Origin of the sequence: Tardiphaga sp. vice304, assembly GCF_007018905.1 — a bacterium.
Classification (GTDB): domain Bacteria; phylum Pseudomonadota; class Alphaproteobacteria; order Rhizobiales; family Xanthobacteraceae; genus Tardiphaga.
In genome coordinates, this window is sequence record NZ_CP041402.1 from 2,552,933 (window position 1) to 2,578,345 (window position 25,413).

Sequence of the window (25,413 nt, forward strand, 5' to 3'; positions counted from 1 at the left end):
ATGTTTTGAACATATCGGGGTTCCGGGTTCCCTCGAGCTTTCGCTCTCGCGCCCCGGAATGACAGCTAAGTCGTCGCCAGCGTTTCCGTCGCATCTCTGCGGATGCGGTCGACCATGGCGCGCAAGCCGTTGGAGCGCTGCGGCGTCAAATGTTCCTTGAAGCCGAGCTCGTCGAATACCTGGATCGCGTCGGTTGCCAGAATGTCTTTCGCCGGGCGATCGGACATCAGCGTCAGCAGGATCGCCATCAACCCGCGGACGATGTGGGCGTCGCTGTCGCCGAGATAGCTCAGCACCGGCTCGCCGGCGTCGCTGCGCGCCAACTGGCGCGCCAGCCAGACCTGGCTGGTGCAGCCATTGACCTTGTTCTCGGCGTTGTGGTCGGCGTCTGGCAGCGGTTTCAGCGTGCGGCCGAGCTCGATGACGTACCGGTAGCGGTCGTCCCAGTCTTCCAGCAGTTCGAAATTGTCTCGAATGTCGTCGATAGTGGTCATCGGGGCCCGCTTCTGGTTGCCAGCCCTATATAGGGGCAGACGGCGGGGAAAGCGACCGCTCCTGACAGCCGCGCCGCTACGGCGCCCGCCATTCGGCGGCGAGATCGTCGGGCACCAGCGTGTCCGGCCGTGCGGCCGCGCTGTCGTCCGGCACGTCGTCTTCGCCGGATATCGAGCCGGTGGTGTCGGGCTTCTTGTCGGTGATGATCTGATAGATCTTCTTGGCGCCTTCCTTGGCGCGTTCGCCGAGCACGGTCGCGGCATGGCCGCCGACCTCGCAGGCGGCCGGCTGGCGCGTGCAGAACTGGCTCATGTCGGACACCGCCGCCCCCGCCGCCGACATCGCCTCGGAGGTGCCGAGCGTGGGCTGCTTGTCCGACTCAGGCGTCTTGTCCCTGGGCAGCAGCACGAGCACCAGCCCGAGCCAGAATGCCATGCGAAGCAGGAAGAACATCGCGTACCCCGTTGGTGTCTTCACGTCTGTCGTGGCGATTGATCGCGTCGCCCACAGCTAGCATGGCTCGATAAAGGCCAAGTATTTTCGATGTCGTTAAATCGTCGAAAATAGGCCGAAAAAACGCATGGTTCGATTCGACGTAAATTTTTCATTGATGGATGTGCGGGTCGCGCCACGCGACGCCGCCTTCATCCATACTTTCGAAACCATAAGTGCGCGCCGCTCTAAACCTGTCGTTCACCATCCCATTGGAAGAAAATCGCAAAACCCCGGCAAAACAGCACCCAATCGCGAAGGCCGGCGTTGAGGTCCCGTGTTTTAGCGTTCGCTTAATTCCGCTCTGACAGGTTGTGGACAACGATAAAGGAGGCGTTCCGGCGCGTCTGAAGTTGGACGAGCAAGCCGTAGCGCGAGAGCCGTGACCGTATTGAATATCATCCGCGAATGTCTTGATGCCATGCTGCATCCCTCGGCGCGTGTTGACGCGCTGACGGGCGCGCGACACCGCGCCTTCATGGCGCCGCGGCTGCTCGGCAGCCTGGCGGCGCTCGCGGCATTCCCCGTCTATCTTGCGCTGCGCGGCGCGCCGAATGCGATCGAGGTGGCAGCCTTTGCGTGGCTGATCGCGCCGATCCTGTTGTCGTACTTCCTGTCGCGCACCGGCCGCTACGAGAGCGCGCAGATCCTGTCATCGATCGCACTCGCCGGACTCATCATGATGACGGCCGTGTTCACCGGCGGCATCGATTCCTTTGCCGCCATCTGGCTGATCGTGCTGCCGATCGAGGCCGCGCTGTCGGCGTCGCGGCGCATCGTCGGTTTTGCCTCGGCGCTGGCGCTGGCCTGCGTCACCCTGCTGATCGCGCTCAGCGGTTTCGACCTGTTGCCGGCGCATGCCAGCGGTGCGCCGCATGGCGTGTTGATGGCGTTCGGCATTGCATCCGCCACGCTCTATGCCGCGGGCCTTGCCTTCGGCGCGGAATCTCTGACGCGCACCAGCGTGGCGCTGCTCAATGACGAGGAAGACCGCTATCGCCTGCTGGCGCGCAACATGTCGGATGTGATCTCGCGCCACCATCGCAACGGCGCGGTGCAGTTCATCTCGCCGGCGGCGGAAACCCTGGTCGGTAGCTCCGCGCAGCGTCTGCTCGGGCAGGGCCTGTTCGACCGCGTCCATGTCGCCGATCGCCCGGCCTATCTCACCGCTCTATCCGATGCCGGCCGCGGCGGCGAATCGCGCAGCGTCGAATTTCGCCTGCGCCGCGACGTTGCGCGCAGCCATGACCGTCTGCGATCATCGGCCGGCGAATTTATCTGGGTCGAGATGCGCTGCCGCCCGATGGAAGAGAGCTCCGACAAGCGCGCCACGCGCGATGCCGAAGTCGTCGCCGTGCTGCGCGACGTCACCGACCGCAAAATGCAGGAGCAGGCGCTGGCCGCCGCGCGCGCCGAAGCCGAGCGTGCCGACGAATCCAAGAGCCGTTTTCTCGCCACCATGAGCCACGAGCTGCGCACGCCGCTGAACGCCATCATCGGTTTCTCCGAGATGATCGTGCAGGATGACGTGCTGATGATCGATGCGGCCAAGCGGCATGAATATGCGCAGCTCATCAATGATTCCGGCCATCATCTGCTATCGGTGGTGAACGGCATCCTGGACATGTCGAAGCTCGAATCCGGCAGTTTCGAGATCGATCCGGCACCTTTCGCGCCGCGTCCGGCACTGATCAACTGCTGCAACCTCTTGGCCCTGAAGGCGCGCGAGAACGGCATCGATCTCGTCACCGACGCGCCGAAGGATTTGCCGGACGTGAACGGCGATCTGCGCGCGTTCAAGCAGATCGTGCTCAATCTGGTGTCCAACGCCATCAAGTTCACCGAGCGCGGCGGCATGGTCAGCGTCGCGGCCAGCGTCGAGGATAACAGGCTGGTGCTGGTTGTCTCCGACACCGGCGTCGGCATCGCCTCGGATGATCTGAAGCGGATCGGCGATCCGTTCTTTCAGGCAGGCTCGACCTATCAGCGCCGCCACGAAGGCACCGGCCTCGGCCTGTCGATCGTCAAGAGCCTGGTCGCCATGCATCACGGCGAGATCAAGGTGCAGAGCCGGATCGGCGAGGGCACCTCGATCACGGTGGCGCTGCCGCTCGAATTCACGCGCGCCGCTGAACCCGTCAGCAACATCGCCACGCTGCCGCCGGTCGTGCGCGCGGTTTCCTCCGATCCAGCCCGTCAGGTGAAGAAGAGTGCCTAAAGAAAATTCCCCCAAGCCGAGGAAGTCGCGCAGCCGCGCCGTCGCCGTCATCGAGGCGCCGGCCGAGCGCGGCCTGCTGCTGCGCATGCTGCTGCACAGTCCGAAGGACATGGTGGCCGGATTGATCGCGTTCGCTGCGGTCAGCGCCATCATCGGCAACGCGATCTTCCTGCAGGCCGGGCATCACCCGTCGCCGATGTTCGGCTCCAGCGTGACGGTGCCGATGCCGGCGCCGTCCATGGCGAATCTGTTGCCGAAGCCGCGCCCGGCGGATGCGATGCTGCGGCCGAACGATACCAAGCTGGATTCGCGGTTGCTCGACGCCAAGCCGGTCGATGGCAAGAGCGAGAGCAAGCCGGTCGAGCGCGCCGTTGCCGACCCGATGGCCGGGCTGGTCAAATCCACCACGCCGCCGGCCGCTTCCAGCGCGGTGGCGCGCCCGCCGGCGCCGGTGCCGAATGTCGCGCGCGATCCGCTCGGCGATCTGATCGTCAGTTCGCGCCGCGTCGCCGCCGTGCAGCGCGCGCTCACCGAATATGGCTACGGCCAGCTCAAGCCGACCGGCACCGCCGGCTCCGATACGCAAGCCGCCATCCAGCGCTTCGAGCGCGAACGCAAGCTGCCGGTGACTGGTCAGATCTCCGACCGCATGGTGAAAGAGCTGGCGACGGTGACGGGCCGGCCGATCGAATAAGCGGGCGTTCTTCCCTCTCCCCGCAAGCGGGGCGAGGTTAGGTGCACCTCGGACCCAGCTCTGCTATAGCCTCCTCATGAGACTCAAATCATCCATCTGGGTCGCCGCCTATCTGCGGCGTTGCCAATCCGAAGGCGTGTTCGGCGCGGTGCGGCGGCGTGGCGCGGAGGAGGCGGGCGCGGTGTTCGTCAAGGTCGCGCTCTTGAACGGCAACGCGATGCTCTACGCACCGGCGCCGCAATCGGCCTATGACGACAGCCGCCCGGTCGAGCGCGTCTTTGCGCCGTCGCCGCCGCTTCCGGTGGAAGAACGCAAGATCGAGGAGCGGTTGATGAAGGAGATCTCGTTCGATCCCGACGTCTGGATCGTCGAGACCGAGGACAAGGCCGGCCGGCATTTCCTGGATCTGGTGAAGGGGTAGGCGCGCGGATCTTACTTCCTTCTCCCCTTGTGGGAGAAGGTGGCGCCGACGAAGTCGGCGACGGATGAGGGGCAGGGCTCGGAGTTTGTGGCTCCCCCTCACCCGTCTCGAACATGCTTCGCATGTTCGATCCACCCTCTCCCACAAGGGGAGAGGGAAGGAAGCAAGAGGTGCCTCGCTTACTGCTACTTCCCCGTCGTCCGGATGCGCGTCACATCCATCCCGCCCGGCTGCACCGCCGGCCGTGCCACAGGCGCCGCTGCGCGCGCGCGGTGGCGCTCGTCATCGTATAGCGCCGGGCGATATTTCGCACGCGTCGCCGCGACGATGGCGCCGCGCCAGGCGGCCACCATGATCAGCGCCGAACGTTCGCTCAAGACGTCATAGAGCCGCGACAGCCGGTAGACATGGGTGACCGAGGCGCCGAATTCCGGATTGAGAAACAGCAGCACCCGCTGGAAAATCGCGCTGTTCATGCCGAGCGCCTTGGCGCAGCAGGCCAGCGGCTCGCCGCCCGGATCATTGACCGCGCGCTCGGCGACCTGATGCGGCAACAACAGCGCCTCGCCCAGTTCGCGGGCAAAATTGTCGCGATCCTCTGCGAACGCCGCCATTTCCAGAATGTGCATCGCGCGTGCGGCGCGCTCCGGCGCGATCCGCGCCGACGATTTCAGCGGCGTCGCGGCAATATCGTGCAGGATTTTCGCGCGCTCAGAGGCGGTGGCGGCAAAGAACAGGTCGGAGATTTCGGTGGCGTCCTTCGGCTGCATCAAAAGCGTGGCGGCCATCCGCTGTTCGACCTCGCTCGGCGCCTTCGCCACGGGGGCTGCCGCGGCGACCGGGATCGGCTGCGCGCGCGGCAGCTCCTGCGCCGGCACGGCCGGTCGCAGTTTCAGCTTTTGCAGGATGACCAGCGGCGTGTGCGGATAGACCGCGAGACGCGCACGCACCACCGCGCGGGTGGCGTCATCGACCTCGTCGACCAGCCGGCCGGCGAGCTCGATGAATTGTTTTTCCTCGTCGATCGTGTGGCTGTAGGCCTGCACGTAGAGATCCGTCAGCACGCGAAGCAAGGTCGGACGGATGTCGACGCCCTCGCGGCGCGACAGCGTCATCAGGCCATCGAAGCCCGGAAACATCGGAGGTGTGGTCATGGGCGATACGCTTACCGGGGAAAACTTGCATCAATTTACACCGTTCGGCTTAAGCGCCCCTTAACCATCGTCGGTCACCTCATTAAGGCTCCATTAACCATGATCGCCTTTAGTTGCGCTGCGTCGGCCAGTCGGGCAATGGGCGCGGAGAGACGGACATGGGCACCATCATCAAGTTTCCGGCGGATGCGGCAGCGCGACGGCCGGGCCTGAGCATGGGTGATGCGCCAGTCTCGACCGCGATCATCGTGATCCTGCCGTCGATCCGCATCACCCGGCCGACCGACGATTCGACCGGGCCGGACGAAGGCACCGCGCCCGGCCGCCGCCGCAAGCGCCGCGCCCGTTCCTGATTGCGGACGAACCCGATGCCAGTCTTTCGAGCTGCGGGCCGCCTTCGGCCCCGGCGCACGTTTCCGTTTCTGATTCTGCTCGCGTTGACCCAGGCTGGCTGCTCCGGCGGCGATTTCGGCCGCGCGCGGCAGAGTTCCGTCAGCGATGACATGCATAGCTGGATCGGGCGTGAGGCCAATGCCAGCGTCGGGCTGCGACCGTCCGAATTCCAACTCACCGATGGCGAGAAGGCGATGCGCAACCTGGCGTACCCGCTGATCGAGCCGCCGCTGTCGCGTCCGGCGTGGAAGAGCGTGTTCGGCGACTACCAGCCGCTGCCGTCGCCGTGGCGGCAGCAGCCGCCGTTCGATCGCACGGTCTATGGCCGGATGCTGATCGACGAGCCGCACCGCTCGCATACGTCACGCTACCATGAGCTGATGGACGCCGTGCGCAATGACATCCTGCGCTTCGAGGCGTTCTACGGCACGGCGCCGCGCGTGATCGAGCTCGATCGCAAACGCAACGCCAGCCTGAGCCTCGTATCCAGCCTGTCGCCGCAGGAGCGCGAGGATGCGCTGGGGCGGATGGACGAGAATGCGCTGATCATCCAGTGGGTCGAGCAGTGCCTGCAGCGCCGCGTGGCGTCGTATCGCTGGGCGCTGGAGCGGCTGGTGATCCACACGCCGGATGGATTGGCCGCGAGCGCCGATATGCTGATCGGTAAGCTGGCGTCGCAGCTGACGATCGTGGCCGCGGGAGCGGCCCGGCCGGGCGCGCGATCAGGCGCCGTGTTGAAGTAGCAGATCCCGTACACAGAGTACGTAGCCCGGACGAAGTCGGCGCGCCGCTTGCGGCGGGGCGGCGCAATCCGGGATACCGGTCGTGTGGATAGGCCGGCCCCGGATTGTCATCCAGGCTACGGCCCCGGCTCAGCGATCGATCGTTCGTATCGCGTTCGGGGAGCGGACTACCGCTTGCCTGCGCCCTTCTTTCCCGGCGGTTCGGCGGGGGCGCCGCATTGCGCGGCGACGAGCGTGGCTTGTGCCTGCTGCATCAGGCCGGGCTCGGCGGCGAGCGCCTTCAGCACGATCAGGCCGGTCGGCGTCGGGGAATCGATGATCAGCCGGTCGGCCGCGGTGACGTCTTCGTCCTCCGGCAATTCGGCATGCTGCGCTTCGGTCATCAGATCGAGCTCGATGATGCGGCGACCGGCCGAGCGGTCGTTGATCGCGTAATAGGCGACCTCGCTGCGGGTGTAGAATGACACCGAGGTGTAGGATTGGCTGACGGGTACCACGAGCTTGATCGGTCCATTCGACAGATCGTAACGGCACACCGCCAGCGCGAAGGCGGGGTCCATGAACGGCAGCAGCGTCTTGCCGGGTTCGGTCGAAGGCAACGCCGTGACAGCGTTGACCATGGTGATGGCGGTGAGCCGCGAATAGGCGTCCTGCGTCGCGATGCGCGGCAACGCGAGCACGCTGACCAGGTGCACGATGCCGCCGATCACGATGCCGGCGACGATGGCGAACAGCAGCCGGATCATGGGCAGCCCACCGTACGGATCGACGGCATCGGCGCGTCGCGCTGGGTCCGCGTGGCGATGCCGACCGGGGTGTCGTACAAGCGCAGCATCAGCACGTAGCGTTCGATCGCGGAGGTCGGCAGCCAGTTGCCAGCGCGCGCCCGCGAGGCGATGCGGACCTCGAAGGCGCCATCGACGCCGCGGATGATTTCCTGGCTGGTGAAGCCGTAACGCTGCAGGGCGTTCGGCACCAGGGCGCCTTTGGTATCGTACAGCGTCAGCGTCCAGAATCGCGCCGCCGGCGTCACGCCCGACACCACGACGTCGCAGCGGCCGTCGAGCAGCTTCTTGCCGTCATCGGTGGTGGCGGTGAAGGCGACACCGTCGCCGGTGCCGATCGGCAATTCGCCGGAGCGCGCGATCGAGGCGCGGGCATAGGGATCGATGTCGCTGGAGCCGGTGCGCGGCCGCGCCGTCCAGGCGCCGATCGTCAGCGTGCCCAGATCCGTGCCGCGCGTCGCGGTGGTCCAGGTCAGGCCGAGGCCGGTGGCCGCGGCAATGGCGAGCGCCAGCAGAGAGAGAAGGATCAGCCGCACATAAGCACCGTCATGTTGCGGATCAGTTCTTGCGCGAGGCGGGGGCCGGCGCAGCGGCGGGCGCGTCGCCGGCCGAGGCCAGGCTGTCCGGGAAGGCGAGCGCGGAGGCGCGCGGCTTCGGCGCCACGGGTTCGTTCGACGAGGTGCGGCCGGCGGTCTTGCTGGCCTCCTCGAGCATCTTCTCGACGCGCACCAGAATGTCGGCGCCGCGGCGCGTCAGCACCGGCGGCGGGCCGGGCTTGGCGCTCGGCGTGCTCGAGGCGACATTGGCGGAGGGCACCGCGGCCGGATTCTTGGTGCCGGCGCCGATGCCGGGGATTTCCTTGATCTCGATGCCCTGATGCGCGGCGACCATGATGTCACGCCAGGTCTGCGCTGGCATCGCGCCGCCGGTCAGGCGGTTGGTCGGCGAATAATCGTCATTGCCGTACCATACCGCGCAGGAGAAGTTGCCGGTGTAGCCGACGAACCAGGCGTCGCGATAGGCATTGGTGGTGCCGGTCTTGCCAGCGGTCGGGATGCCGTCGAGCGCGGCGCGGCGCGCGGTGCCTTCCGAGACGACGTGGCTCATCATCCCCGCCATGTCGGCGGCGACCGAGGCGGGGATCGCCTGCAAGGGCTGTTTGCCGTCGCGGTCGAAGCGCCAGACCAGATCGCCGGCGCCGGTGCGGACTTCCAGCACCGCATGCGGCGTGACCGATTTGCCCTTGTTGGGGAAGGTGGCATAGGCGACCGCATGTTCGAGCACGCTGACTTCGGCCGAGCCGATCGGCAGCGACGGCGTGTCCAATAGCGGCGCCTTGATGCCGAAGCGGCGCGCCACTTCGACGATCTTGGCGCGGCCGGCCTTGGCCGGGTTCGGCGACTTGCCGCCGAGCGCGATCGAGATCTTCACCGGCACGACATTGATCGAATGCGTGATCGCCTGGGTCAGCGTCACCGCGCCGGAATAAGAGTGACCATAGTTCTGCGGGCACCAGTTGCCGATGCACACCGGGCCGTCGACGATGATCGAGGTCGGCTTGAAGCCGTTGAGCAGCGCCGTGGTGTAGACATAGGGCTTGAACGAGGAGCCGGGCTGGCGCATCGCGTCGACCGCGCGGTTGAACTGGCTGGCGCCGTAGTCGCGGCCGCCGACCATCGCGCGCACGCCGCCGTCGAGATCGGACACCACGGTCGCCGCCTGGGTGGCATGATAGTCGCGGCCGAACTGGCGCAACTGGTTCTCGATCGCGGCATCTGCCGCGTTCTGCACGTTCATGTCGATGGTGGTGCGGACCACGAAGACGCGCTCGGAATAGGACTTGGGAAACGTCTCGACCAGCCGGCGCATCTCGTCGAACGCCCAGTCGAGATAATAATTCGGCGCGCTCTCCTGGCGGCGGTCGACGGCGGTCGCCGGATTGCGGCGGGCGCCGAACACCTGGCCCTCGGTCATGAAGCCGGCGTCGACGAGGTTGTCGAGCACCTGATTGGCGCGGGCACGCGCGGCGGGCAGGTTGATGTGCGGGGCGTATTTGGTCGGCGCCTTGAACAGGCCGGCGAGCATCGCGGCTTCCGCAAGGTTCACGTCGCGTGCCGACTTGTTGAAGTAGAAATGCGCGGCGCCATCGACGCCGAAGGTGCCGCCGCCCATATAGGCGCGGTCGAGATAGAGTTTCAGGATCTCGTTCTTGGTCAGCCGGGTTTCGAGCCAAATCGCGAGGAAGGCCTCGTTGACCTTGCGCTCGATGGTGCGCTCGTTGGACAGGAAGAGGTTCTTGGCAAGCTGCTGGGTCAGCGACGAGCCGCCCTGGCGCACGCCGCCGGCCTGCGCGTTGGTGACCATCGCGCGCGCGGTGCCGGCGATGTCGATGCCGAAATGATCGTAGAAGCGTCGGTCTTCGGTCGCCAGCGTCGCCTTGATCAGATTGTCCGGGAAGTCTTCCAGCGGGATCGAGTCGTTATGCTTGATGCCGCGATTGCCGATCGGCGTGCCGTAGCGATCGAGGAAGGTCACGGCGAGGTCGGATTTTTTCAGCCAGTCGTCATCGGCCGTCTCGCGAAACGCCGGCTGCGCCAGCGCCAGCATCAGGATCAGACCGCCGAGGCCGATCGTGGCCATTTCCGACATGGGTTCGATGAACACCCAGCGCTTCCAGCGGCCGACATAGAACCGGTCCATGAAGGTCGAGAACCGCTCATACAGTTCACGCGTGCCGCGGCCGGACGAAAACAGCCCGGAATCGATGCGGGCATCCAGATCCAGCATGAAATGCCGGAACCTGGTCTTCCATCTGGATGGCACGATCTGGCGCACCGGGATCCTTGGTCTGCTGCCGCTCAAGCGCCACCCGATGGGGCACTGCGGGCAGGCTTGCTGGAGTGTTGCGGCAATCCCAAGGCGCTGCGACGGCAAGCCGTTTGACGGCCGAGGGAGGTGTGTCCAACTTCTAGCGGAGCGGGGCCGACAAACCAATGGCGATGCGCGGATTTTGGCCGGCAAAGCTAACGCGAATGCGTGTCCGGCGGGCGGGTCCGGGGGCGGTGATGGCCGCGGTGCTTGCGGAGCCCGCCCGAGAACACCTAGAAGGGCGTTTCAGCCCCGACCCGGATCGACGCTCACGGCATGACCACGCGCCCGCCAAAACCCTCCGCCCAGGAGGGAATGTTCTGGAAAACCAAGACGTTGGAAGAGATGTCCGGCGCCGAGTGGGAGAGCCTGTGCGATGGCTGCGCGCGCTGCTGCCTGGAGAAGCTGGAAGACGAGGATACCGGCCAGATCTATTACACGCATGTTTCCTGCAAGCTGCTGGATGCCGGGCTGTGCGCCTGCAAGGACTATCCGAACCGCTCCGACCAGGTGCCGGACTGTGTGCGGCTGACGCCGGACAATGTCCGCACCCTGAACTGGCTGCCGCCGAGCTGCGGCTACAAGCTCGTTGCCGAAGGCCGCGACCTCTACTGGTGGCATCCGCTGATCTCCGGCAGCGCGCAAACTGTCCACGAGGCCGGCGTCTCGGTGCGCGGACGGGTGCAGGGCACCGAAGCAACCGTACCCGACGAGGAGTTGCAGGACCACATCGTGACCTGGCCCGGCGTGCTGCCGAAGCGCGCGCGGCTGAAGAAGCGGCCGGTTTAGGGCGATCGGGAAGTCGATGCGGCGCGAGGTCGCCGCGCGCCCGTCCACTTCACGGTCCGTCACCAGCCCTTTAACGTTTCTGGCAAAAATGCATCCTTAGGTCGTGTTTCGTCTGGCGATCGTTTCCGGGAGGTGTTCGATGTCCGATATTCCCATCTCGGCCAACTCGCCGGTCAGGGCGATTCCCGGAGAAGCGAAGAAGTTGCTGGATCCGTTGCCGGCGTTGAGCCTGTCGGGGGGCGGCTATCGTGCGATGGTGTTTCACATCGGTGCGCTGTGGCGGCTGTACGAGACCGGTATGCTGGCCCCCAGCGGCGGCATCACCCGGATCTCCAGCGTGTCGGGCGGCTCGATCACGGCAGCCTTTCTCGGTCTTGTCTGGAACAAGCTCGGCGTTGCGGCGCCTGACGTGCACGGCAAGTTCGTTCCGAATTTCGTCGAGCCGCTGCGCCTGCTGGCCTCCGAGACCATCGACGCGGAGTCCGTGATCTTCGGCGCGTTGCTACCAGGTACCATCAGCGACCGCATTGCCCAGGCGTATGACGACGCCCTCTTCAAAGGCGCGACCTTGCAGGACCTGCCGGACGCGCCGCGCTTCGTGATCAATGCCACCAATGTGCAGTCGGGTGTGCTGTGGCGATTCTCCAAACCCTATATGCGTGACTACCGCGTCGGCGAGGTGAAGAACCCGACGGTGCCGCTCGCGCGGGCGGTGGCGGCGTCGTCGGCGTTTCCGCCGGTGCTGTCGCCCTGCGACCTGCGCCTCAGGGACAGCGACTTCACGCCCGGCTCCGGGATGGACCTGCAACGGCCGCCCTTCACCACCAAGGTCGTGCTCACCGACGGAGGCGTCTACGACAATATGGGACTGGAGACGGTCTGGAAGTCGCACAAGACCGTCCTGGTCTCCAATGCCGGCGGCGATATGCACGCCGAGGAAGAGCCGAAGCGCGACTGGGCGCAGCACGCCTATCGCGTGCTTAACATGATCGACAGCCAGGTCCGCGCGCTGCGCACCAGACAGGTCATCGCCTCCTTCGCGCTGCATGCCACGAAGCCTGACAGCGACGAGGCGCGCAAAGGCGCGTATTGGGGCATCCGCACCGACATCGCCGACTATCCGTTGGCGGATCCGCTGCCGTGTCCGCATGCGCGCACGATGCAACTCGCGGAAATCGCCACCCGGCTGAAACGGATCGACGATGTCACCCAAGACCGGCTGATCAACTGGGGCTATGCGGTCTGCGACGCGGCGCTGCGTGCCCATGTCAACAAGGAGTTGAAGCGGCCGTCGGATTTTCCCTATCCGGCCTCGAAGGTATGAGGTCGGTCTGGTCGAGTGATCCGGAGCAGCGTCGATGGCTAAGAAAACGGCAGGCAGGCGACAGGCAGCGCGGCGCGGCGAACCTGTGGGGCAGAAGGCAGCGTCGACCTTCGAACAGTTTTCAATTCCGCCGCTGCTCGTCGAGCAAATCCTGCTTGGCCCCGCCGACGACCGTCGCGTGCTGCAGGATTCGCCGCTGCTAGGGGACGTATGGGCCGCCTACGCCGCGAATCCCGGTGCGGTACAGGATCTGCTCATCACACCGCGCAAGGATACCTCGGCCGCTGACGTGGCGTATGAGATCGCGGAAAGGTTGAAGTCGGTGCCGCGCGCGGAAGGCGTCCAGCCCGGCGCCAAGGTTGCCTATCTGCAGGGCATTGTCGGCGCTGAATTGCATTTCAACGAGGTGCTGCGCATCCTGGTGCCGCTGACGCAATGGTGGTCACAGAAGGGGTTCAAGTCGCGGATCGAGGAGGTCATGCGGGCCAAACTCGCGCGCGTGCTCGATCCCGCGCGGTTTCGCCAGGCAGGCGCGAAAATACCGGTTCCAGTCGCGCGCGACCGGGAGAATTTTTCGTCGCTTGAACGCTATATCGCGCTTGCCGGCCTGATCTACTGGATGAGCCGGCAGCCCCCTCCCGCCGACGGGCAACTCGACAGGCCGGATCTCGAAACCGCTTTTGCCCGTTATGCGCCGCACATTCCGGAGATCGTAGAGGGGATGTTCGGCCTTTATGAGGTTGTGCAACAGGACAGTCACGCCGTCGCCAAAGCAGTTCGCAAAACCGCGAAAGATCGACCGAAAAAGAAGGACAACGGACTGGTCTTTCAGGTGTCGTTGAACCGGCCGGCATCGGCCGCGCTCGACCGCTCGGTGCCGGCAGTCATGGGCGACGCGGCCCAGACCCTGTTCAAGGTGAATTGCGAGGCGATCGTCTGGGCGGTGCTCGACTCGGGCATCGACGGCACCCATGACGCCTTCATGACGCCCGCGCCGAAGAAGGCGGACCGCGTGTCCCGCGTCACGCGGACACTCGATTTCACGCGGATCCGCGAGATCGTCAGCAATAGCGCGAACGACGTTTCACAGCCCGATCGCGAGCGGATAGCCGACGCGACCGGTCTGGGCATGAAGGAGATCGATGACCGCCTGCAAGCAATCGCCGCGGATGCCGACAAGAAACGGCCGAGCAACTGGGATATCGTGGAGGAACTGATCACGCTGTCAAAGCCGCCGCCACCCGCCAGCCCGCACGGCACCCACGTTGCCGGAATCATCGGCGCCAGACGAATTGGCGAGCATGCCGGCGGCATGTGTCCCGATATCCAGTTCTATGATTTTCGCGTGCTGGGAAGGACTCTGAAGGATACCGAGTTCGCGATCATTGCCGCCCTGCAATACATTCGCTACGTCAATGAACGGCACAATTATATCACCATTCACGGCGCCAATCTCAGCCTGTCGATCCCGCACAATGTGCGCAACTACGCGTGCGGCTGCACACCGGTCTGTAACGAATGCGAACGGTTGATCGAGAGCGGAGTCGTGGTCGTCGCAGCGGCGGGCAATCACGGCTTCCAGAAATTCGAAACCAAGGATGGCAGTTTCGAGAGCTATGCCGCCTTCAGCATCACCGATCCCGGCAATGGCGACGGCGTTATCACGGTGGGCTCGACCCACGGCGGCTGGCCGCAAACCTACGGCGTCAGCTTTTTCTCGAGTCGCGGCCCGACCGGCGACGGCCGCCTCAAGCCGGACCTTGTGGCGCCTGGCGAGCGCGTAATGTCGACCGTTCCCGGCCAGGAATGGGCCTCGGAGTCCGGCACCAGCATGGCGGCACCGCATGTCAGCGGCGCCGCCGCGATGCTGCTGGCGCGCTATGAGGAACTGATCGGGCAACCCCGGCGGCTGAAACGCATCATGTGCGAGAGCGCGACCGATCTCGGCCGTGAACGAAGCTTTCAGGGACACGGCATGCTCGACGTGCTGCGCGCCTTTCAATCGATTTAGGAGGTTGACATGCACTTTAGCCTTGATGTCCTGCGCGCCCGCAAGGGCGATTGCCTGATGCTGCATTTCGGATCCGCCGCCGATCCGCATTTGATCCTGATCGATGGCGGACCCTCGCAGGTTTACGGCCCGCAGATGAAGCCGCGTTTGACCAGGATTCACAAGGCGCGGAATATTGCCAGAAACGATCCGCTGCCGGTCGATGTGGTGATGGTCAGCCATATCGATGACGATCATATCAAGGGCATTCTCGAACTCACCAAGGAGCAGCGCGGCAAGACCCCGACGCCGCGGCTGCAGGTGACCAGCCTGTGGCACAACAGCTTCGACGATCTGCTTGGCACGCAGCCGCCTGAAGTGATGCGCGAAGCCGGCTTCGGCACGGCGTCCATAGGCGGGGAATCGTCCGGCGGTTCTGAAGCCGACCCCGCCTCGGTGCTCGCGAGTTCGGTGAAGCAGGGACGAGTCGCCCGATTCATGAAAGTCACGCCATCGGAATTTCAGGCCGACAGCGTCCTGGCGAGCATACCGCAGGGCCGGCAACTGCGTGACGATGCGGAGGCGCTTGACTGGCAGCTCAATCACAAATTCAACGGCAATCTGATCATGGCGTCGAAATCCGCGAAGTCCGTCACGCTGGCGAATGGATTGAAGTTGACGGTGATCGGGCCGCTGCAACCGGAGTTGCAGGCGCTGCAGAAGGCGCATGACAAGTGGCTGCGCGACCGCAATACTAAGAAGGCTAAATCATCGGAGGCCGCAATGGCAGCATTTGTCGATGAATCGGTTCCCAACCTTTCCAGCATCGTGGTGCTCGCGGAAGCCGGTGACAAACGCATGCTGCTGACCGGAGACGCCCGCGGCGACAAGATCCTGGAGGGGCTCGAACTCACCAAGCTTTTGAAGCCGAAGGGCAAGTTGCATGTCGAGATCCTAAAGGTGCCGCACCACGGCAGCGACAACAACATGGAACCTTCTTTCTTCAAGCGCGTAACCGCCGATCACTATGTTTTCTCAGGCGATGGCGAGCACGGCAACCCGGAACGCAAGACGCTCGAAATGCTGCTCGCGGCGCGCGGCGACGATGACTACACGGTGCATCTGACCTATCCTGTCGCCGATATTGACAAGGGGCGAAAGGCCGACTGGGAGAAGGAACAGGCCAAGGAAAAGAGCAGGAAGAAGAAAACGGTAAGGCCTGACTGGTCGCCTGCGACGCACGGTCTGGCGGCGCTGCTCAAGAAGAACCCGAAGTTCAACAAAAAGGTCATGATCGTCTCCGACAAAACGCCACACCTTATCGATCTGCTCGATCCGGTGAGAATCTAGGATGAAATCTACCGAGCGAATCGTCTGCGGTATGGCGCTTTCCGAAGCCTTTGCAGCCGCGAAATGATCATGGCGGGATGCTCCCATGCGGCTGCGGCGCTGTCGCTGCATGCAGTTGCATGTTAATTGCACCTGAAATTGCACCCGCGCGGTCATTCGCGCCTCCGACGCGAAGCCCGGTCCATGAACAAGTTCGAACCTGAGAGCCGGTCAACGGCCAATCATCACGCGCTGTCCGACGAGATGGTCGACGAGATTTCGCATCTGCCGACCACCGTGATGGAAGTCGATACCGCGCCGCAGCCGGCCAAGCCGCCGCTGACACCGGCCGAGGTTCGCACCATCCTGATCAGCCTGCTGCTGACGATGTTTCTCGCAGCGCTCGACCAGACCATCGTCGCCACCGCTCTGCCGACCATCGGTCGCCAGTTCAGCGACGTCACCAATCTGTCCTGGGTGATTACGGCCTATCTGCTGGCCTCCACCGCCGTGGCTCCGGTGTTCGGGACGCTCAGCGACATTTATGGCCGCCGCGTGACCATCATCATTGCACTGGCGCTGTTCATGGCTGGGTCGGTGATGTGCGCGCTGGCGCCGAACATGCTGGTTCTGATCCTCGGCCGCGGCCTGCAAGGGCTGGGCGGCGGCGGCATCCTGCCGATCGTGCAGACGGTGATTTCCGACGTCGTGACGCCGCGCGAACGCGGCCAGTACCAGGCTTATTTCAGCGGCGTATGGGTCGCCGCCGGAATCGGCGGGCCGATCCTCGGCGGGCTGTTTGCCGAGCACCTGCACTGGTCGATGATCTTCTGGATCAATATTCCGCTCGGCGTCCTGGCGCTCGGCATGCTGTTGCCGAACATGAAGAAGATCCCGGTGTTTCACCGCATGCGCAAGGTCGATTGGCTCGGTGGCGTGCTGCTGATGGCCTCGGCACTGATCTTCATGCTGGTGCTGACCTGGGCCGGTACCAAATTCTCATGGGCGTCGCCGACCATCCTGCTGATGCTGGGCGCGGGCGCCATCCTGGCGATGGCCTTTATCTGGCACGCGCTGCGCACCGCCGAGCCGTTCCTGCCGCTGCAGGTACTATCCGGTCCGGTCGTGCCCTTTGCCATCGCCGCCAGCGGCTGCGCAATGGGCGCCATGATCGGCCTCACCGTGCATCTGCCGCTGTATTACGAGGTCGTCTATGGCCTCACCGCGGCGCAGGCCGGGCTGGCGCTGATCCCGGTCGCAGCGATCTCGGTCGCCGGTGCAGCCATCGCCGGCCGCAGCATGGCGCGCGCCCGGCACTACAAGCGCGTCCCCATCGCCGGCGCGGCGCTGGCTGCGGTGACGGCCCTGGCCATGGCGCTGGCGACGCCGCTGCCGCTATGGGCGCTGCTCACCGCGCTCGGCATCTTCTCGGTCGGGCTCGGCACCACATTCCCGGTCACCGTGGTGTCGATCCAGAACGCGGTGGCACGCGCGCAGGTCGGCACTGCGACCGGCGCGATGAACTTCTTCCGCGCGCTGGTGGCGTCGTTCACGGTCGCCGCCTTCACCACGATCCTGCTGATGGCGCTGGGCACCGAAATCACCATCTCCGGCGACCATGCCGGCTCCGCGCACGCGATCGCGGCCTCCGACATGGTCACGGCGTTCCGCTACGTGTTCGAGGCCTCCGCCGCGATGCTGGCGCTGTCGGCGCTGTTCCTGATGTTGATGGAAGAGCGCGTGCTGGCAGGACCGGCGAAGGCCGCGGCGACGGAACTCGGCGAGTAAGGCTTGCAGCGCGTTGCGAGGTGATGCGCAGTGTGGCGCAAACAGCGCATCGGCGGGGATAGCTTGATTTCCTGTTGCGCCGGCACTGCGCGCCTGGGTGCGGCCCCCTAGCGTCCGCGCAGTGATTTTGTCGGTGGGTCCTGGCAGATCGGTTTCAAGCCAGGCGGATTGCTTTTCAATCCCATCGATGGGCTGCGGCGCGCGAGCAAAGCCGCCGTGCCCCGCATGGCGCTTGCCTGCCTGGTTCTTGCAACAACAACGGTGCAGCCTGCGCGTGCCGATGGCGGCAGGAGCGGCAATTCCTCGGGAGGCCTGGGCGGCGTCGACAGCCCGACCGGCGCCGGCGGAATCGGCTTCAACGATGCCAGCAATGGCGGCGACGCAGCTCGTCGGCACCATGTCCGATCCGACCGTGGCGGGCCGCGGCGCAGACGCGCCGGGTCCGCTGGGGTATGCGGAGGAGGGCGATGCGATGAACGCCTATGCCTCACCGGCCGCAAGCGATCGGGCACAGAGCGCGACGCCTATGCCATGATCACCAAGGCGCCGCCGCGCGTCTACGCCGGGCGCTGGAACGTCCGGGCTTCCGGCTTCGGCGGCACCCAGACCGCCGACGGCAACACCGCGTCCGGCACAAACACACCGAGCAGCCGGATCGGCGGCGTCGCGGTGGGCGCCGACTATCATCTGTCGGCGCAGACCGTGGTCGGCTTTGCCATGGCCGGCGGCGCGACGAATTTCAGCGTCGCGGGTGGCGGCGGCGGGCGCTCCGATCTGTTCCAGGTCGGCGGCTTCGTGCGGCAGAGCATCGCTTCGGCCTACATCACCGCGAGTGCGGCCTATGGCTGGCAGCAGGTGACAGCGGAGCGCAATGTCGGCGCCGAATCGCTGCGCGCGCGTTTCGATACCAACTCCTATTCGGCACGACTCGAAGCCGGCAACCGCTATGCGACGCCATGGCTAGGCATCGCGCTGACGCCTTACGCGGCGGCAGGTGACGTATCTCGACCTGCCGGCCTATGCGGAGACCACGTTGTCGGGATCGACGACCTTCGCACTGGCCTAGGCCGCCAAGGGCATCAGCGCGCCGCAGCGAACTCGGCCTGCGCTCGGACAAGTCGTTTTTCGTCAACGACGCGATCCTCACGCGGCCGCGCCGCCTGGGCGTACGACTTCAACACTGATCGCTCGGCGTCGGCCACGTTCCAGTCGCTGCCCGGCGCATCGTTCGTGGTGGGCGGCGCGTCGCCGGCAGCCAACGCCGCGCTGACCACCGCGGCGGCCCAATTGACTTTCCGCAACGGCATCACGCTGGGCACCACGTTCGAGGGCGAGTTCTCCGAGGTGACGCGCTATTACGCGGGCCGTTGCGCGGTGCGATACAATTGGTGAGTGGACCGACGCTAGATTGACACGGAATGCTCTCACGGCCTAACAGCCGCGCAGCAGATTGCGCGGCAAGGAACCGGATCATGAGCAAACCGACCGTCGAACAGACCAAGATGGGCAGTGAGGCGATCGCCTTCTGCATCGCGCGCACGCTGATCGAGCGCGATTCTTCGCTGAAGGCGCCGATGCGCGCCAATTTGCGCAAGATGTGGGAATTGCTCGAAGAGCGCGACGACCACGCCGCGGCCGATATGGTCGACACATTGATCAAGGCGCTGAACGATCCGGCATTCTTCAAGCCGTAACACCCCAGCTATCCTCCAACGCTCCGGAATTGCGGTATTCGGTGAACCTTGTGGAAACCAATCGGCGTTAGCATGACACCTCTGGCGTGGGGGAAGCCCGTGCCTGCATCCGAGGAGGCCGCGGTGCCGCGCTTGCTAGCTCGATTCTGGAACGATCAATCCGGCGCGACCGCCATCGAATATGCGCTGATCGCAGCCGGTATCAGCCTTGTCATCATCGTCGCGGTGCAGGGCATCGGGACGAGGCTGAACGGCCGCTTCGCGGGAATCAACGCCTCCCTGAAATAGCCTTTCCGGCGCGCAATCGCGTGATCGGATCTGGCGCCCGGCGATTTACGATCTATCTGTAGCAGGTGCGGCGACGATCGATATGGCATTCCGGCGATCTCTTGCTGCTGCCTTGTCGGGATCGGTGCCGAGCGTTGCATCGCGTGCACGCGGGCTACGATTCAACAAGGGCCGTTGCCCGATCGGCTGCGAATCACAAGAGGCGACACATGAGCATTTTTCGACGCAAGATCACGGCCGCTGCGGCATTGGTCACTCTGGCCGCCGCACTCGGCGGTAGCCTGGCCGAGGCGCGCCCCGCGGTGCGACAGGAAACCGGCGTGGCGCCCTATTGCGTGCTGATCGGCGCTCCGCGGGGCGCTGCGCTGCCGCAGATCTGCCGTTTCTTCGGCTACCAGCAGTGCCTGCAGGCCGCCGCCGATTGGCGTGGCAATTGCGTCGCCAACATCGACTACCGCGGCCCGCCGCCGGACACCACCGGCGCGACCTGGGCGCGCGGCGCCCGCTAGGACCATGCGCGGCAGAAAACCCGCGCGATTCCAGTGATCTAGGATCAATTTCTTATAGGAATAAAAAACTAGGATTTATAGCCTTGACAGCGTGACGCTGCGAAGGTAGGTTTACGGCATGCTCCACAACTGGGTTTCGAGGCCGCCGCGCCGCAGCTGCGGTCCACGCCCGCGGCACGCAGGCCGGAACATCGACTGATATCCAACGTTACTCCAGCTGGAAATGCCGATCGGCAGGCTTTAGCGAGGACAGCATGGCGAGGAAAGAAGACGTTCGGATTGTCGAAACCGCGACCGAAGCGCGGCAGGCCGAACCGGGCCCATCGATACTGGCGCTGCTCACCATGAGCACGGGGCTTGCGATCTTGCTGATGGCCGTCGTCTGGTTCGTCTTTTTCCGTACCTGATTGAGTTCGCCCAAACTATCATTTCAATCAGCCCGCCCGGCCTTGTCCGGCGCGGGCTTTTTCATGGAAGTCTCGATGCGCGCTCCTCGCACGACAGCGGCAAAGACGGCGGCCCGCAAGGTGACGTCGGCGAAAAAAGCCACACCTGCCAAGCGCGGCACCGCCGCTCGGCTGGATACCGCGGCGCCAGACAGCGCGACGCTGGTCGAGCGCGTGGCGCAGGCGGTCGATCGCGAACTGGCCGAGATCGAAGCCATCGTCGCCAAGATGACCGGCAAGTCGCGGCCCACCGAGGCCGAACGCCGCGCCCGCACCTTGGCCTCGCTGGCGCGCACGCTGAGCGAAGTGCGCCGGCTGCGCGCCGCAGATGAAACGCAAAAGCCCGATGATGTTGAACGCCCCGGCGACCTTGAAGAACTCCGTCAACGCCTTTCGCAACGATTGGCGCAGATGGTTGAAGCAGGGGATGCACCACCGGTTGATGGCGTCGCTGACGCCCCGCGAGATCGAACTGCTTGATACGTTGTGGGAGCTTCACGCTCATCCGCATCAGCTGCCGCCCGCCGTCGCGCCGAACGATGCGCCTTGGCTGACCTGGCTGATGATCGGGGGCCGGGGCGCTGGCAAGACCCGCGCCGGCGCCGAATGGGTGCGCGCCCAGGCGATGGGCCGCGGGCCGGGCGGCCATGAGCGACAGATGCGGATCGCGCTGGTCGGCGAGACCGAGCATGATGTCCGCGAGGTGATGATCGAGGGCGTCTCCGGCCTGCTTGCCGTGCATCCGCGGTACGAGCGTCCGGTGTGGCTGTCGTCGCGCAAGCGGCTGCAATGGAGCACCGGCGCGGTAGCGCAGGCATTTTCCGCGGAGGATCCGGAGAGTTTGCGCGGGCCGCAGTTTTCCTGCGCGTGGTCCGACGAACTGGCGAAATGGCGCCACGCGGAAGCCGCCTTCGACATGCTGCAGTTCGGCCTGCGGCTGGGTAGCCAGCCCCGGCAATTGATTACGACCACGCCGCGACCGACCGCGCTGTTGAAGCGGCTGATGGCGGATCCGTCGAGCGCCGTGACGCGCGCGGCGACGGCAAGCAATGCCTTCAACCTCGCGCCGAGCTTTCTGCAGAGCGTGGTCGGCCGCTATGCGGGAACGCAATTGGGACGACAGGAGCTCGACGGCGAACTGATCGAGGACCGCGCAGACGCATTGTGGTCGCGCGCGCTGCTGGAAAGCTGCCGTGTCACGCAGGCGCCGGCGCTGCAGCGCATCGTGGTCGCGGTCGATCCGCCGGTGTCGTCGGGCAAGCGCGCGGATGCCTGCGGCATCGTTGCGGCAGGCATTTGTACGGCCGGCATCGTGTACGTGCTCGCCGACGACACGGTGTCGGCGGTGACGCCATCGGCCTGGGCCAATATCGCGATCGCGCTATGGCGAAAATGCGAGGCGGACGCGCTGGTCGTCGAGGTCAACCAGGGTGGCGAGATGGTGCGCAGCGTGATCCACGAGGTCGATGCCGGCGTGCCGGTGACGAGCGTGCGCGCCACCCGCGGTAAGTGGTTGCGCGCCGAGCCGGTCGCGACCTTGTACGAGCAGGGCCGGGTGAAGCACGCCGGATGCTTCACCGCGCTGGAAGACGAGATGTGCGATTTCGCCAGCAGCGGGTTGTCGTCGGGCCGCTCACCGGACCGGCTCGATGCGCTGGTCTGGGCGGTGACGGCGCTGGCGCTCGTCGCGCGCAGCAGCGGGCCGCGGATACGCCAGCTCTAGCCGCGCTTCGCGGGCTGGCGCGCAGCCGCCAAATTGAGTGCACGGAGAATTCCATGTTCGATCGCCTGAAAGCCTATCTCGCCGCCCCGGAAGCCAAAGCCTCACGCACCGCAAAATTGATGGCGATGGGGGGCGGAATTGCGCGGTGGACGGCGCGGGATTATCGCGGACTGGCGCGCGAGGGCTATCTCGGCAATGCCATCGTGCATCGCGCGGTACGGCTGATCGCGGAGAATGCCGCGGCGTGCCAGTTTCTGGTGTTCGAGGGCGCCCAGGAAAAAGAGGCGCATCCGCTGGCGTCGCTGCTGACGCGGCCGAACCCGCGGCAGGATGGCGGTGTGTTCTTCGAGGCGCTGTACGCGCATCTCCTGCTCGCCGGCAACGCCTATGTCGAGGCGGTGGCGCTCGATGACGGCGTGCGGTCGCGCGAGGTGCGCGAGATCTATGCGCTGCGGCCCGATCGCATCAAGCTGATCCCCGGCGCGGACGGCTGGGCCGAGGCCTATGATTACAGCGTCGGCGGACGCAGCGTGCGCTTCGAGCAGCACGGCACGGTGCCGCCGATCCTGCATCTGACGTTCTTTCATCCGCTCGACGACCATTACGGCCTGGCGCCCATCGAAGCCGCGGCCAGCGCGCTCGATACCCACAACGCCGCGGCGAAGTGGAACAAGGCTCTGCTCGACAATGCCGCCAGGCCGTCCGGCGCGCTGGTCTATGTCGGGCCGGAGGGCTCGGTGCTGTCGGATACGCAGTTCGACCGGCTGAAGCGCGAGCTCGAGGGCAGCTATCAGGGCGCGGTCAATGCCGGGCGACCGCTGCTGCTGGAAGGCGGGGTCGACTGGAAGGCGATGTCGCATTCGCCCAAGGACATGGATTTTCTGGAGGCCAAACACGCCGCGGCGCGCGAGATCGCGCTGGCCTTCGGCGTGCCGCCGATGCTGCTCGGGATTCCCGGCGACAACACCTATGCAAATTTCCAGGAGGCCAACCGGGTGTTCTTCCGCCAGACCGTGCTGCCGCTGGCGAGCCGCGTTGGCCACGCGCTGTCGCAATGGCTGGCGCCGCAATTCGGCGACGGCATCCGCGTGACGATCGATACCGACCGTATCGACGCGCTGTCGGCCGACCGCTCTGCGCTCTGGCAGCGCGTTAGCGCCGCGGAATTCCTGACGCTGAACGAGAAACGCGAAGCCGTCGGCTACGCGCCGATCGACGGCGGCGACCGGCTGATATGACGCCTAGCGGCGACGATCGCGCGGCTTCGGCCGCACATTGGGCCGCGGCGCGGCGCTGGCCGAAGGCGGTGTGAACAGCGAGCCGGACTGGTTGGTCACATAACCGCGCGACTCCTGCAGCCGGCGCTGGTAGCCGGGCGAATTCATGATGCTGGAGCCCGCGCCGCGCGCTTCGGCGACCGGCATCTCCATCATTAGGCCAAGCGCAAACAGCGTCAGCGCGGCGACCGCAGAGGAGTGAAGGTGTTTCATGCAAAGCTCCGTGGCCGCCTTCAGGCGGCGTTGCGCTGCCGGTCGTACTCCCGCAGGAAGGACAGGCCGTGCACGGTCAGCCGGTGCTGGTCGTGCTCGCCCTGGACATAGAGCTTGTTGAGATGGCGTGCCAGCTGTTCGCGGGCGCCCTTAGTCTCGGTGCGGTCGGCGAGCGCTTCGTAGATGCTGATCGCTCGGTCGGTGGCGTTGATGTTCATGAAGGCCCCATGCCGGAGGCCTCTGGCCGTCCGGTTTTGCTGTTCGCTTTGTGGTAGTATGGCTGACAAGGTCGATGACCGGCTTTTCGTTCCCCGTTGCCTTGCCGCCAAGCTGCTGAAAGATTGAGCATTTTGGTTCGAAGCTTCGGAGCCTGTGGAAGGATCTGATAACGGATCGGAAATAATTGGCTGGTGTTATAAAACTACTTCTAGGCGAGTGGATGTGTGGTGCTATGATGCCGCAGGGAGTCGCCGATGTCCGTGAAAGAGTTCCTGAAGCAGCGTGCGGTGAATGTCGTGGTCAGCGGCCACTATGTGCTGCCGCACTCGCTGGATCCGCAGGGGCGGCCGCGCAGCTTCGCGTGCCGCACCAGCCGGGTCTCGCCGTTCCGGATGATGGTCGATGCACCGGTCACCGGCCGGATCGGCGATCGGCTGATGCCCTATTTCGGCGATTTCGGCCAGCTCGAAGGCCGCATCAGCGACGTTCAGAGCGGTGAATTCCTGCTCGAACTGTCGATGACCGGGATCATGCGCCGCAAGATGGCCGACAAGCTGGCCTGGCTGGAGCAGATGCAGAAGGACATCCGGGTGCAGGACGTCCGCAAGCAGGCGCGCATCATTCCCGCCAACCCGCATGCGCTCTTGACGCTGGCCGACGGCTCGACCCGCGAATGTTTCGTGATCGACGTCTCGGTGTCGGGGGCGGCGGTCTCGGCCGAACTGCAGCCGGAGATCGGCACGCCGCTGGCGGTTGGCGCCTGTATCGGCCGCGTGGTGCGGCATCTCGCCAGCGGCTTTGCCGTGCAATTCGTCGAGCCGCTGAGCCGCATCGATCTGGAGCGGCGCTTCGCGCAGCCCTCGAGCTACCGGCCGGCCACGGCGCAAAATCCGGCGCAAAATCCGGCACCGGACACCTGGACCGCGGATCATCCCGACGGCGCCTGACGCAGCCCGCGTCATTGCCGCTGCACAGGTTCAACCGACATGACCGACCTGATCCGGATTTTCTCGGAGCGGGGCGATCTGGCGCATCTCGCTCTGCTGTCATGGGCGCTGGCGGCGAGTGCCGCGGCGTTCCTGCTGCTGCGCGAGCTGGTGGCCGCGATGCGCCGCTTCGACGATTTCGTGCGCGAGCTGCAATCCTTCAACCGCCGCGCCGAGCGAAGGCTGCGGCTGGTCGATAGCCCCGATGATGACCATGCGAGGAGCGATCATGGATAGTTTGCACCAGATGCTGCGCTCGATCCGCCCCGACACCAAATCCGGCCCCGACCATCTCGACGTGTTCCGCGAATTTCTGGCGCAACTGGATGCCTTGCAGCGCGCGGCGACGACCAGGCGCCCGCGCGAGCAATCCCCGCGCCGCAAGCCGGTGAAACGCAGCAAGGCCGGGTAGGGCTTCTTTCTTCCCTCTCCCCAGGGCGCAGCGCAGCTGCGCCGGGTGGAGAGGGTGGACGCGCGATAGCGCGGCCGGGTGGGGGTGCCACGCGCGCCGTCGCTTGTGGCACCCCCACCCCGGCCTCCACTTCCAACGATGCTGTCGCATCGTCGTCCGTTCG

The 25,413-nt window shown here is 65.4% G+C and carries 31 protein-coding genes; 23 read left to right on the forward strand and 8 right to left on the reverse strand.

The genetic code is table 11. The features are described 5' to 3' along the window. Positions 1 to 65 precede the first annotated feature (65 nt). Both FNL56_RS12025 and FNL56_RS12030 read right to left on the reverse strand, forming a co-directional pair. Positions 66 to 494: a SufE family protein gene (locus FNL56_RS12025; RefSeq protein ID WP_143572965.1), complete on the reverse strand. Its 429-nt coding sequence runs from the start codon at positions 492 to 494 to the stop codon at positions 66 to 68. A gap of 76 nt (positions 495 to 570) precedes the next feature. Then, entirely contained in the window at positions 571 to 948 is a 378-nt protein-coding gene (locus FNL56_RS12030) for a DUF5330 domain-containing protein (RefSeq protein ID WP_143572966.1), read from the reverse strand. A gap of 127 nt (positions 949 to 1,075) precedes the next feature. Here FNL56_RS12030 and FNL56_RS12035 point away from each other — a divergent pair, with 127 nt between their 5' ends. From FNL56_RS12035 to FNL56_RS12050, 4 genes are all read left to right on the forward strand, one after another. Next, positions 1,076 to 1,258, forward strand: a complete 183-nt coding sequence (locus tag FNL56_RS12035; RefSeq protein ID WP_143572967.1) for a hypothetical protein — start codon at positions 1,076 to 1,078, stop codon at positions 1,256 to 1,258. A gap of 111 nt (positions 1,259 to 1,369) precedes the next feature. Next, complete coding sequence (locus FNL56_RS12040; RefSeq protein WP_143572968.1) at positions 1,370 to 3,205, forward strand: PAS domain-containing sensor histidine kinase; 1,836 nt, start codon at positions 1,370 to 1,372, stop codon at positions 3,203 to 3,205. Continuing rightward, positions 3,198 to 3,899 (forward strand): peptidoglycan-binding domain-containing protein, encoded by a 702-nt coding sequence (locus FNL56_RS12045; RefSeq protein ID WP_210245497.1) that lies wholly within the window; start codon positions 3,198 to 3,200, stop codon positions 3,897 to 3,899. The genes FNL56_RS12040 and FNL56_RS12045 overlap by 8 nt, the downstream gene beginning before the upstream one ends. A 76-nt stretch (positions 3,900 to 3,975) precedes the next feature. Further along, the gene (locus tag FNL56_RS12050; RefSeq protein ID WP_143572969.1) at positions 3,976 to 4,320 is read left to right on the forward strand and encodes a DUF1491 family protein; all 345 of its coding nucleotides are present in this window, start codon (positions 3,976 to 3,978) and stop codon (positions 4,318 to 4,320) included. 185 nt (positions 4,321 to 4,505) lie between these two features. Here FNL56_RS12050 and FNL56_RS12055 read toward each other — a convergent pair whose 3' ends face one another. Beyond that, complete coding sequence (locus FNL56_RS12055) at positions 4,506 to 5,474, reverse strand: DUF2336 domain-containing protein (RefSeq protein ID WP_143582015.1); 969 nt, start codon at positions 5,472 to 5,474, stop codon at positions 4,506 to 4,508. A gap of 158 nt (positions 5,475 to 5,632) precedes the next feature. Here FNL56_RS12055 and FNL56_RS12060 point away from each other — a divergent pair, with 158 nt between their 5' ends. Together FNL56_RS12060 and FNL56_RS12065 are read left to right on the forward strand one after the other, a co-directional pair. Further along, positions 5,633 to 5,827: a hypothetical protein gene (locus FNL56_RS12060; RefSeq protein ID WP_143572971.1), complete on the forward strand. Its 195-nt coding sequence runs from the start codon at positions 5,633 to 5,635 to the stop codon at positions 5,825 to 5,827. Positions 5,828 to 5,842: 15 nt separating this feature from the next. After that, on the forward strand, positions 5,843 to 6,610 hold the full coding sequence (locus FNL56_RS12065; RefSeq protein WP_143572972.1) for a hypothetical protein: 768 nt from the start codon (positions 5,843 to 5,845) through the stop codon (positions 6,608 to 6,610). Positions 6,611 to 6,777: 167 nt separating this feature from the next. Here FNL56_RS12065 and FNL56_RS12070 read toward each other — a convergent pair whose 3' ends face one another. The 3 genes from FNL56_RS12070 to FNL56_RS12080 are packed head-to-tail and all read right to left on the reverse strand — an operon-like array spanning position 6,778 to position 10,230. Beyond that, positions 6,778 to 7,356, reverse strand: coding sequence for a DUF1254 domain-containing protein (locus FNL56_RS12070; RefSeq protein ID WP_143582016.1), 579 nt, complete (start codon positions 7,354 to 7,356; stop codon positions 6,778 to 6,780). After that, positions 7,353 to 7,931 (reverse strand): DUF1214 domain-containing protein, encoded by a 579-nt coding sequence (locus FNL56_RS12075; protein WP_143572974.1) that lies wholly within the window; start codon positions 7,929 to 7,931, stop codon positions 7,353 to 7,355. Before FNL56_RS12075 ends, FNL56_RS12070 begins: the two co-directional genes overlap by 4 nt. A 22-nt stretch (positions 7,932 to 7,953) precedes the next feature. Next, the gene (locus FNL56_RS12080) at positions 7,954 to 10,230 is read right to left on the reverse strand and encodes a transglycosylase domain-containing protein (protein ID WP_143577846.1); all 2,277 of its coding nucleotides are present in this window, start codon (positions 10,228 to 10,230) and stop codon (positions 7,954 to 7,956) included. A 309-nt stretch (positions 10,231 to 10,539) separates the two neighbouring features. Between FNL56_RS12080 and FNL56_RS12085 the strand changes: the two genes are divergently transcribed. From FNL56_RS12085 to FNL56_RS12140, 14 genes are all read left to right on the forward strand, one after another. After that, positions 10,540 to 11,052 carry a YcgN family cysteine cluster protein gene (locus tag FNL56_RS12085; protein WP_143572976.1) on the forward strand — a complete coding sequence of 171 codons (513 nt, stop codon included), beginning with the start codon at positions 10,540 to 10,542 and terminating at the stop codon, positions 11,050 to 11,052. Positions 11,053 to 11,191: 139 nt separating this feature from the next. Further along, positions 11,192 to 12,376: a patatin-like phospholipase family protein gene (locus tag FNL56_RS12090; RefSeq protein WP_143578892.1), complete on the forward strand. Its 1,185-nt coding sequence runs from the start codon at positions 11,192 to 11,194 to the stop codon at positions 12,374 to 12,376. 34 nt (positions 12,377 to 12,410) lie between these two features. Continuing rightward, positions 12,411 to 14,387 carry a S8 family peptidase gene (locus tag FNL56_RS12095; protein WP_143577848.1) on the forward strand — a complete coding sequence of 659 codons (1,977 nt, stop codon included), beginning with the start codon at positions 12,411 to 12,413 and terminating at the stop codon, positions 14,385 to 14,387. A 9-nt stretch (positions 14,388 to 14,396) separates the two neighbouring features. After that, a complete protein-coding gene (locus FNL56_RS12100) occupies positions 14,397 to 15,716 on the forward strand; it encodes an MBL fold metallo-hydrolase (protein ID WP_143577849.1) in 1,320 nt (439 codons plus the stop codon). 183 nt (positions 15,717 to 15,899) lie between these two features. After that, positions 15,900 to 17,483, forward strand: coding sequence for an MFS transporter (locus tag FNL56_RS12105; protein WP_143572980.1), 1,584 nt, complete (start codon positions 15,900 to 15,902; stop codon positions 17,481 to 17,483). A gap of 370 nt (positions 17,484 to 17,853) precedes the next feature. Further along, a complete protein-coding gene (locus FNL56_RS28390; protein ID WP_246661647.1) occupies positions 17,854 to 18,018 on the forward strand; it encodes a hypothetical protein in 165 nt (54 codons plus the stop codon). After that, positions 18,015 to 18,875, forward strand: a complete 861-nt coding sequence (locus FNL56_RS12110; protein WP_246660941.1) for an autotransporter outer membrane beta-barrel domain-containing protein — start codon at positions 18,015 to 18,017, stop codon at positions 18,873 to 18,875. Before FNL56_RS28390 ends, FNL56_RS12110 begins: the two co-directional genes overlap by 4 nt. Before the next feature lie 80 nt (positions 18,876 to 18,955). Continuing rightward, positions 18,956 to 19,177: a hypothetical protein gene (locus FNL56_RS12115; RefSeq protein WP_143572981.1), complete on the forward strand. Its 222-nt coding sequence runs from the start codon at positions 18,956 to 18,958 to the stop codon at positions 19,175 to 19,177. Between the two features lie 123 nt (positions 19,178 to 19,300). Continuing rightward, positions 19,301 to 19,465 carry a Flp family type IVb pilin gene (locus FNL56_RS12120; protein ID WP_168203073.1) on the forward strand — a complete coding sequence of 55 codons (165 nt, stop codon included), beginning with the start codon at positions 19,301 to 19,303 and terminating at the stop codon, positions 19,463 to 19,465. A gap of 209 nt (positions 19,466 to 19,674) precedes the next feature. Next, the gene (locus FNL56_RS12125) at positions 19,675 to 19,974 is read left to right on the forward strand and encodes a DUF3551 domain-containing protein (RefSeq protein WP_143572983.1); all 300 of its coding nucleotides are present in this window, start codon (positions 19,675 to 19,677) and stop codon (positions 19,972 to 19,974) included. A gap of 254 nt (positions 19,975 to 20,228) precedes the next feature. Beyond that, positions 20,229 to 20,381 (forward strand): hypothetical protein, encoded by a 153-nt coding sequence (locus FNL56_RS27670; RefSeq protein WP_168202911.1) that lies wholly within the window; start codon positions 20,229 to 20,231, stop codon positions 20,379 to 20,381. Between the two features lie 63 nt (positions 20,382 to 20,444). Then, a complete protein-coding gene (locus FNL56_RS12130) occupies positions 20,445 to 20,900 on the forward strand; it encodes a hypothetical protein (protein WP_143572984.1) in 456 nt (151 codons plus the stop codon). Then, positions 20,863 to 22,143: a DNA-packaging protein gene (locus FNL56_RS12135; protein ID WP_441351296.1), complete on the forward strand. Its 1,281-nt coding sequence runs from the start codon at positions 20,863 to 20,865 to the stop codon at positions 22,141 to 22,143. Before FNL56_RS12130 ends, FNL56_RS12135 begins: the two co-directional genes overlap by 38 nt. 53 nt (positions 22,144 to 22,196) lie before the next feature. Continuing rightward, on the forward strand, positions 22,197 to 23,381 hold the full coding sequence (locus FNL56_RS12140; protein WP_143572985.1) for a phage portal protein: 1,185 nt from the start codon (positions 22,197 to 22,199) through the stop codon (positions 23,379 to 23,381). Positions 23,382 to 23,384: 3 nt separating this feature from the next. On the opposite strand, the gene FNL56_RS12145 is transcribed toward FNL56_RS12140, so the two are convergent. Both FNL56_RS12145 and FNL56_RS12150 read right to left on the reverse strand, forming a co-directional pair. Further along, on the reverse strand, positions 23,385 to 23,633 hold the full coding sequence (locus FNL56_RS12145; RefSeq protein ID WP_143572986.1) for a hypothetical protein: 249 nt from the start codon (positions 23,631 to 23,633) through the stop codon (positions 23,385 to 23,387). Positions 23,634 to 23,653: 20 nt separating this feature from the next. Then, positions 23,654 to 23,851, reverse strand: coding sequence for a hypothetical protein (locus FNL56_RS12150; protein WP_143572987.1), 198 nt, complete (start codon positions 23,849 to 23,851; stop codon positions 23,654 to 23,656). A 255-nt stretch (positions 23,852 to 24,106) separates the two neighbouring features. Between FNL56_RS12150 and FNL56_RS12155 the strand changes: the two genes are divergently transcribed. The 3 genes from FNL56_RS12155 to FNL56_RS12165 are packed head-to-tail and all read left to right on the forward strand — an operon-like array spanning position 24,107 to position 25,250. Then, positions 24,107 to 24,799 (forward strand): PilZ domain-containing protein, encoded by a 693-nt coding sequence (locus FNL56_RS12155; protein ID WP_143577851.1) that lies wholly within the window; start codon positions 24,107 to 24,109, stop codon positions 24,797 to 24,799. Positions 24,800 to 24,838: 39 nt separating this feature from the next. Continuing rightward, entirely contained in the window at positions 24,839 to 25,075 is a 237-nt protein-coding gene (locus tag FNL56_RS12160; protein WP_143572989.1) for a hypothetical protein, read from the forward strand. Then, complete coding sequence (locus tag FNL56_RS12165) at positions 25,068 to 25,250, forward strand: hypothetical protein (protein ID WP_143572990.1); 183 nt, start codon at positions 25,068 to 25,070, stop codon at positions 25,248 to 25,250. Before FNL56_RS12160 ends, FNL56_RS12165 begins: the two co-directional genes overlap by 8 nt. The last annotated feature ends 163 nt before the right edge of the window (positions 25,251 to 25,413 follow it).

Coding starts and splice junctions, on each gene's coding strand:
- FNL56_RS12150 (WP_143572987.1), bottom strand. CDS start 23,851: ATGAACATCAACGCCACCGACCGAGCGATCAGCATCTACGAAGCGCTC.
- FNL56_RS12130 (WP_143572984.1), top strand. CDS start 20,445: ATGGAAGTCTCGATGCGCGCTCCTCGCACGACAGCGGCAAAGACGGCG.
- FNL56_RS12105 (WP_143572980.1), top strand. CDS start 15,900: ATGAACAAGTTCGAACCTGAGAGCCGGTCAACGGCCAATCATCACGCG.
- FNL56_RS12155 (WP_143577851.1), top strand. CDS start 24,107: ATGTCCGTGAAAGAGTTCCTGAAGCAGCGTGCGGTGAATGTCGTGGTC.
- FNL56_RS12030 (WP_143572966.1), bottom strand. CDS start 948: ATGTTCTTCCTGCTTCGCATGGCATTCTGGCTCGGGCTGGTGCTCGTG.
- FNL56_RS12160 (WP_143572989.1), top strand. CDS start 24,839: ATGACCGACCTGATCCGGATTTTCTCGGAGCGGGGCGATCTGGCGCAT.
- FNL56_RS12085 (WP_143572976.1), top strand. CDS start 10,540: ATGACCACGCGCCCGCCAAAACCCTCCGCCCAGGAGGGAATGTTCTGG.
- FNL56_RS12125 (WP_143572983.1), top strand. CDS start 19,675: ATGAGCATTTTTCGACGCAAGATCACGGCCGCTGCGGCATTGGTCACT.
- FNL56_RS12070 (WP_143582016.1), bottom strand. CDS start 7,356: ATGATCCGGCTGCTGTTCGCCATCGTCGCCGGCATCGTGATCGGCGGC.
- FNL56_RS12050 (WP_143572969.1), top strand. CDS start 3,976: ATGAGACTCAAATCATCCATCTGGGTCGCCGCCTATCTGCGGCGTTGC.
- FNL56_RS12065 (WP_143572972.1), top strand. CDS start 5,843: ATGCCAGTCTTTCGAGCTGCGGGCCGCCTTCGGCCCCGGCGCACGTTT.
- FNL56_RS12055 (WP_143582015.1), bottom strand. CDS start 5,474: ATGACCACACCTCCGATGTTTCCGGGCTTCGATGGCCTGATGACGCTG.
- FNL56_RS12110 (WP_246660941.1), top strand. CDS start 18,015: ATGATCACCAAGGCGCCGCCGCGCGTCTACGCCGGGCGCTGGAACGTC.
- FNL56_RS12090 (WP_143578892.1), top strand. CDS start 11,192: ATGTCCGATATTCCCATCTCGGCCAACTCGCCGGTCAGGGCGATTCCC.
- FNL56_RS12140 (WP_143572985.1), top strand. CDS start 22,197: ATGTTCGATCGCCTGAAAGCCTATCTCGCCGCCCCGGAAGCCAAAGCC.
- FNL56_RS12115 (WP_143572981.1), top strand. CDS start 18,956: ATGAGCAAACCGACCGTCGAACAGACCAAGATGGGCAGTGAGGCGATC.
- FNL56_RS12135 (WP_441351296.1), top strand. CDS start 20,863: ATGGCGTCGCTGACGCCCCGCGAGATCGAACTGCTTGATACGTTGTGG.
- FNL56_RS28390 (WP_246661647.1), top strand. CDS start 17,854: ATGGCGGCGACGCAGCTCGTCGGCACCATGTCCGATCCGACCGTGGCG.
- FNL56_RS12035 (WP_143572967.1), top strand. CDS start 1,076: ATGGTTCGATTCGACGTAAATTTTTCATTGATGGATGTGCGGGTCGCG.
- FNL56_RS12095 (WP_143577848.1), top strand. CDS start 12,411: ATGGCTAAGAAAACGGCAGGCAGGCGACAGGCAGCGCGGCGCGGCGAA.
- FNL56_RS27670 (WP_168202911.1), top strand. CDS start 20,229: ATGGCGAGGAAAGAAGACGTTCGGATTGTCGAAACCGCGACCGAAGCG.
- FNL56_RS12165 (WP_143572990.1), top strand. CDS start 25,068: ATGGATAGTTTGCACCAGATGCTGCGCTCGATCCGCCCCGACACCAAA.
- FNL56_RS12145 (WP_143572986.1), bottom strand. CDS start 23,633: ATGAAACACCTTCACTCCTCTGCGGTCGCCGCGCTGACGCTGTTTGCG.
- FNL56_RS12060 (WP_143572971.1), top strand. CDS start 5,633: ATGGGCACCATCATCAAGTTTCCGGCGGATGCGGCAGCGCGACGGCCG.
- FNL56_RS12100 (WP_143577849.1), top strand. CDS start 14,397: ATGCACTTTAGCCTTGATGTCCTGCGCGCCCGCAAGGGCGATTGCCTG.
- FNL56_RS12025 (WP_143572965.1), bottom strand. CDS start 494: ATGACCACTATCGACGACATTCGAGACAATTTCGAACTGCTGGAAGAC.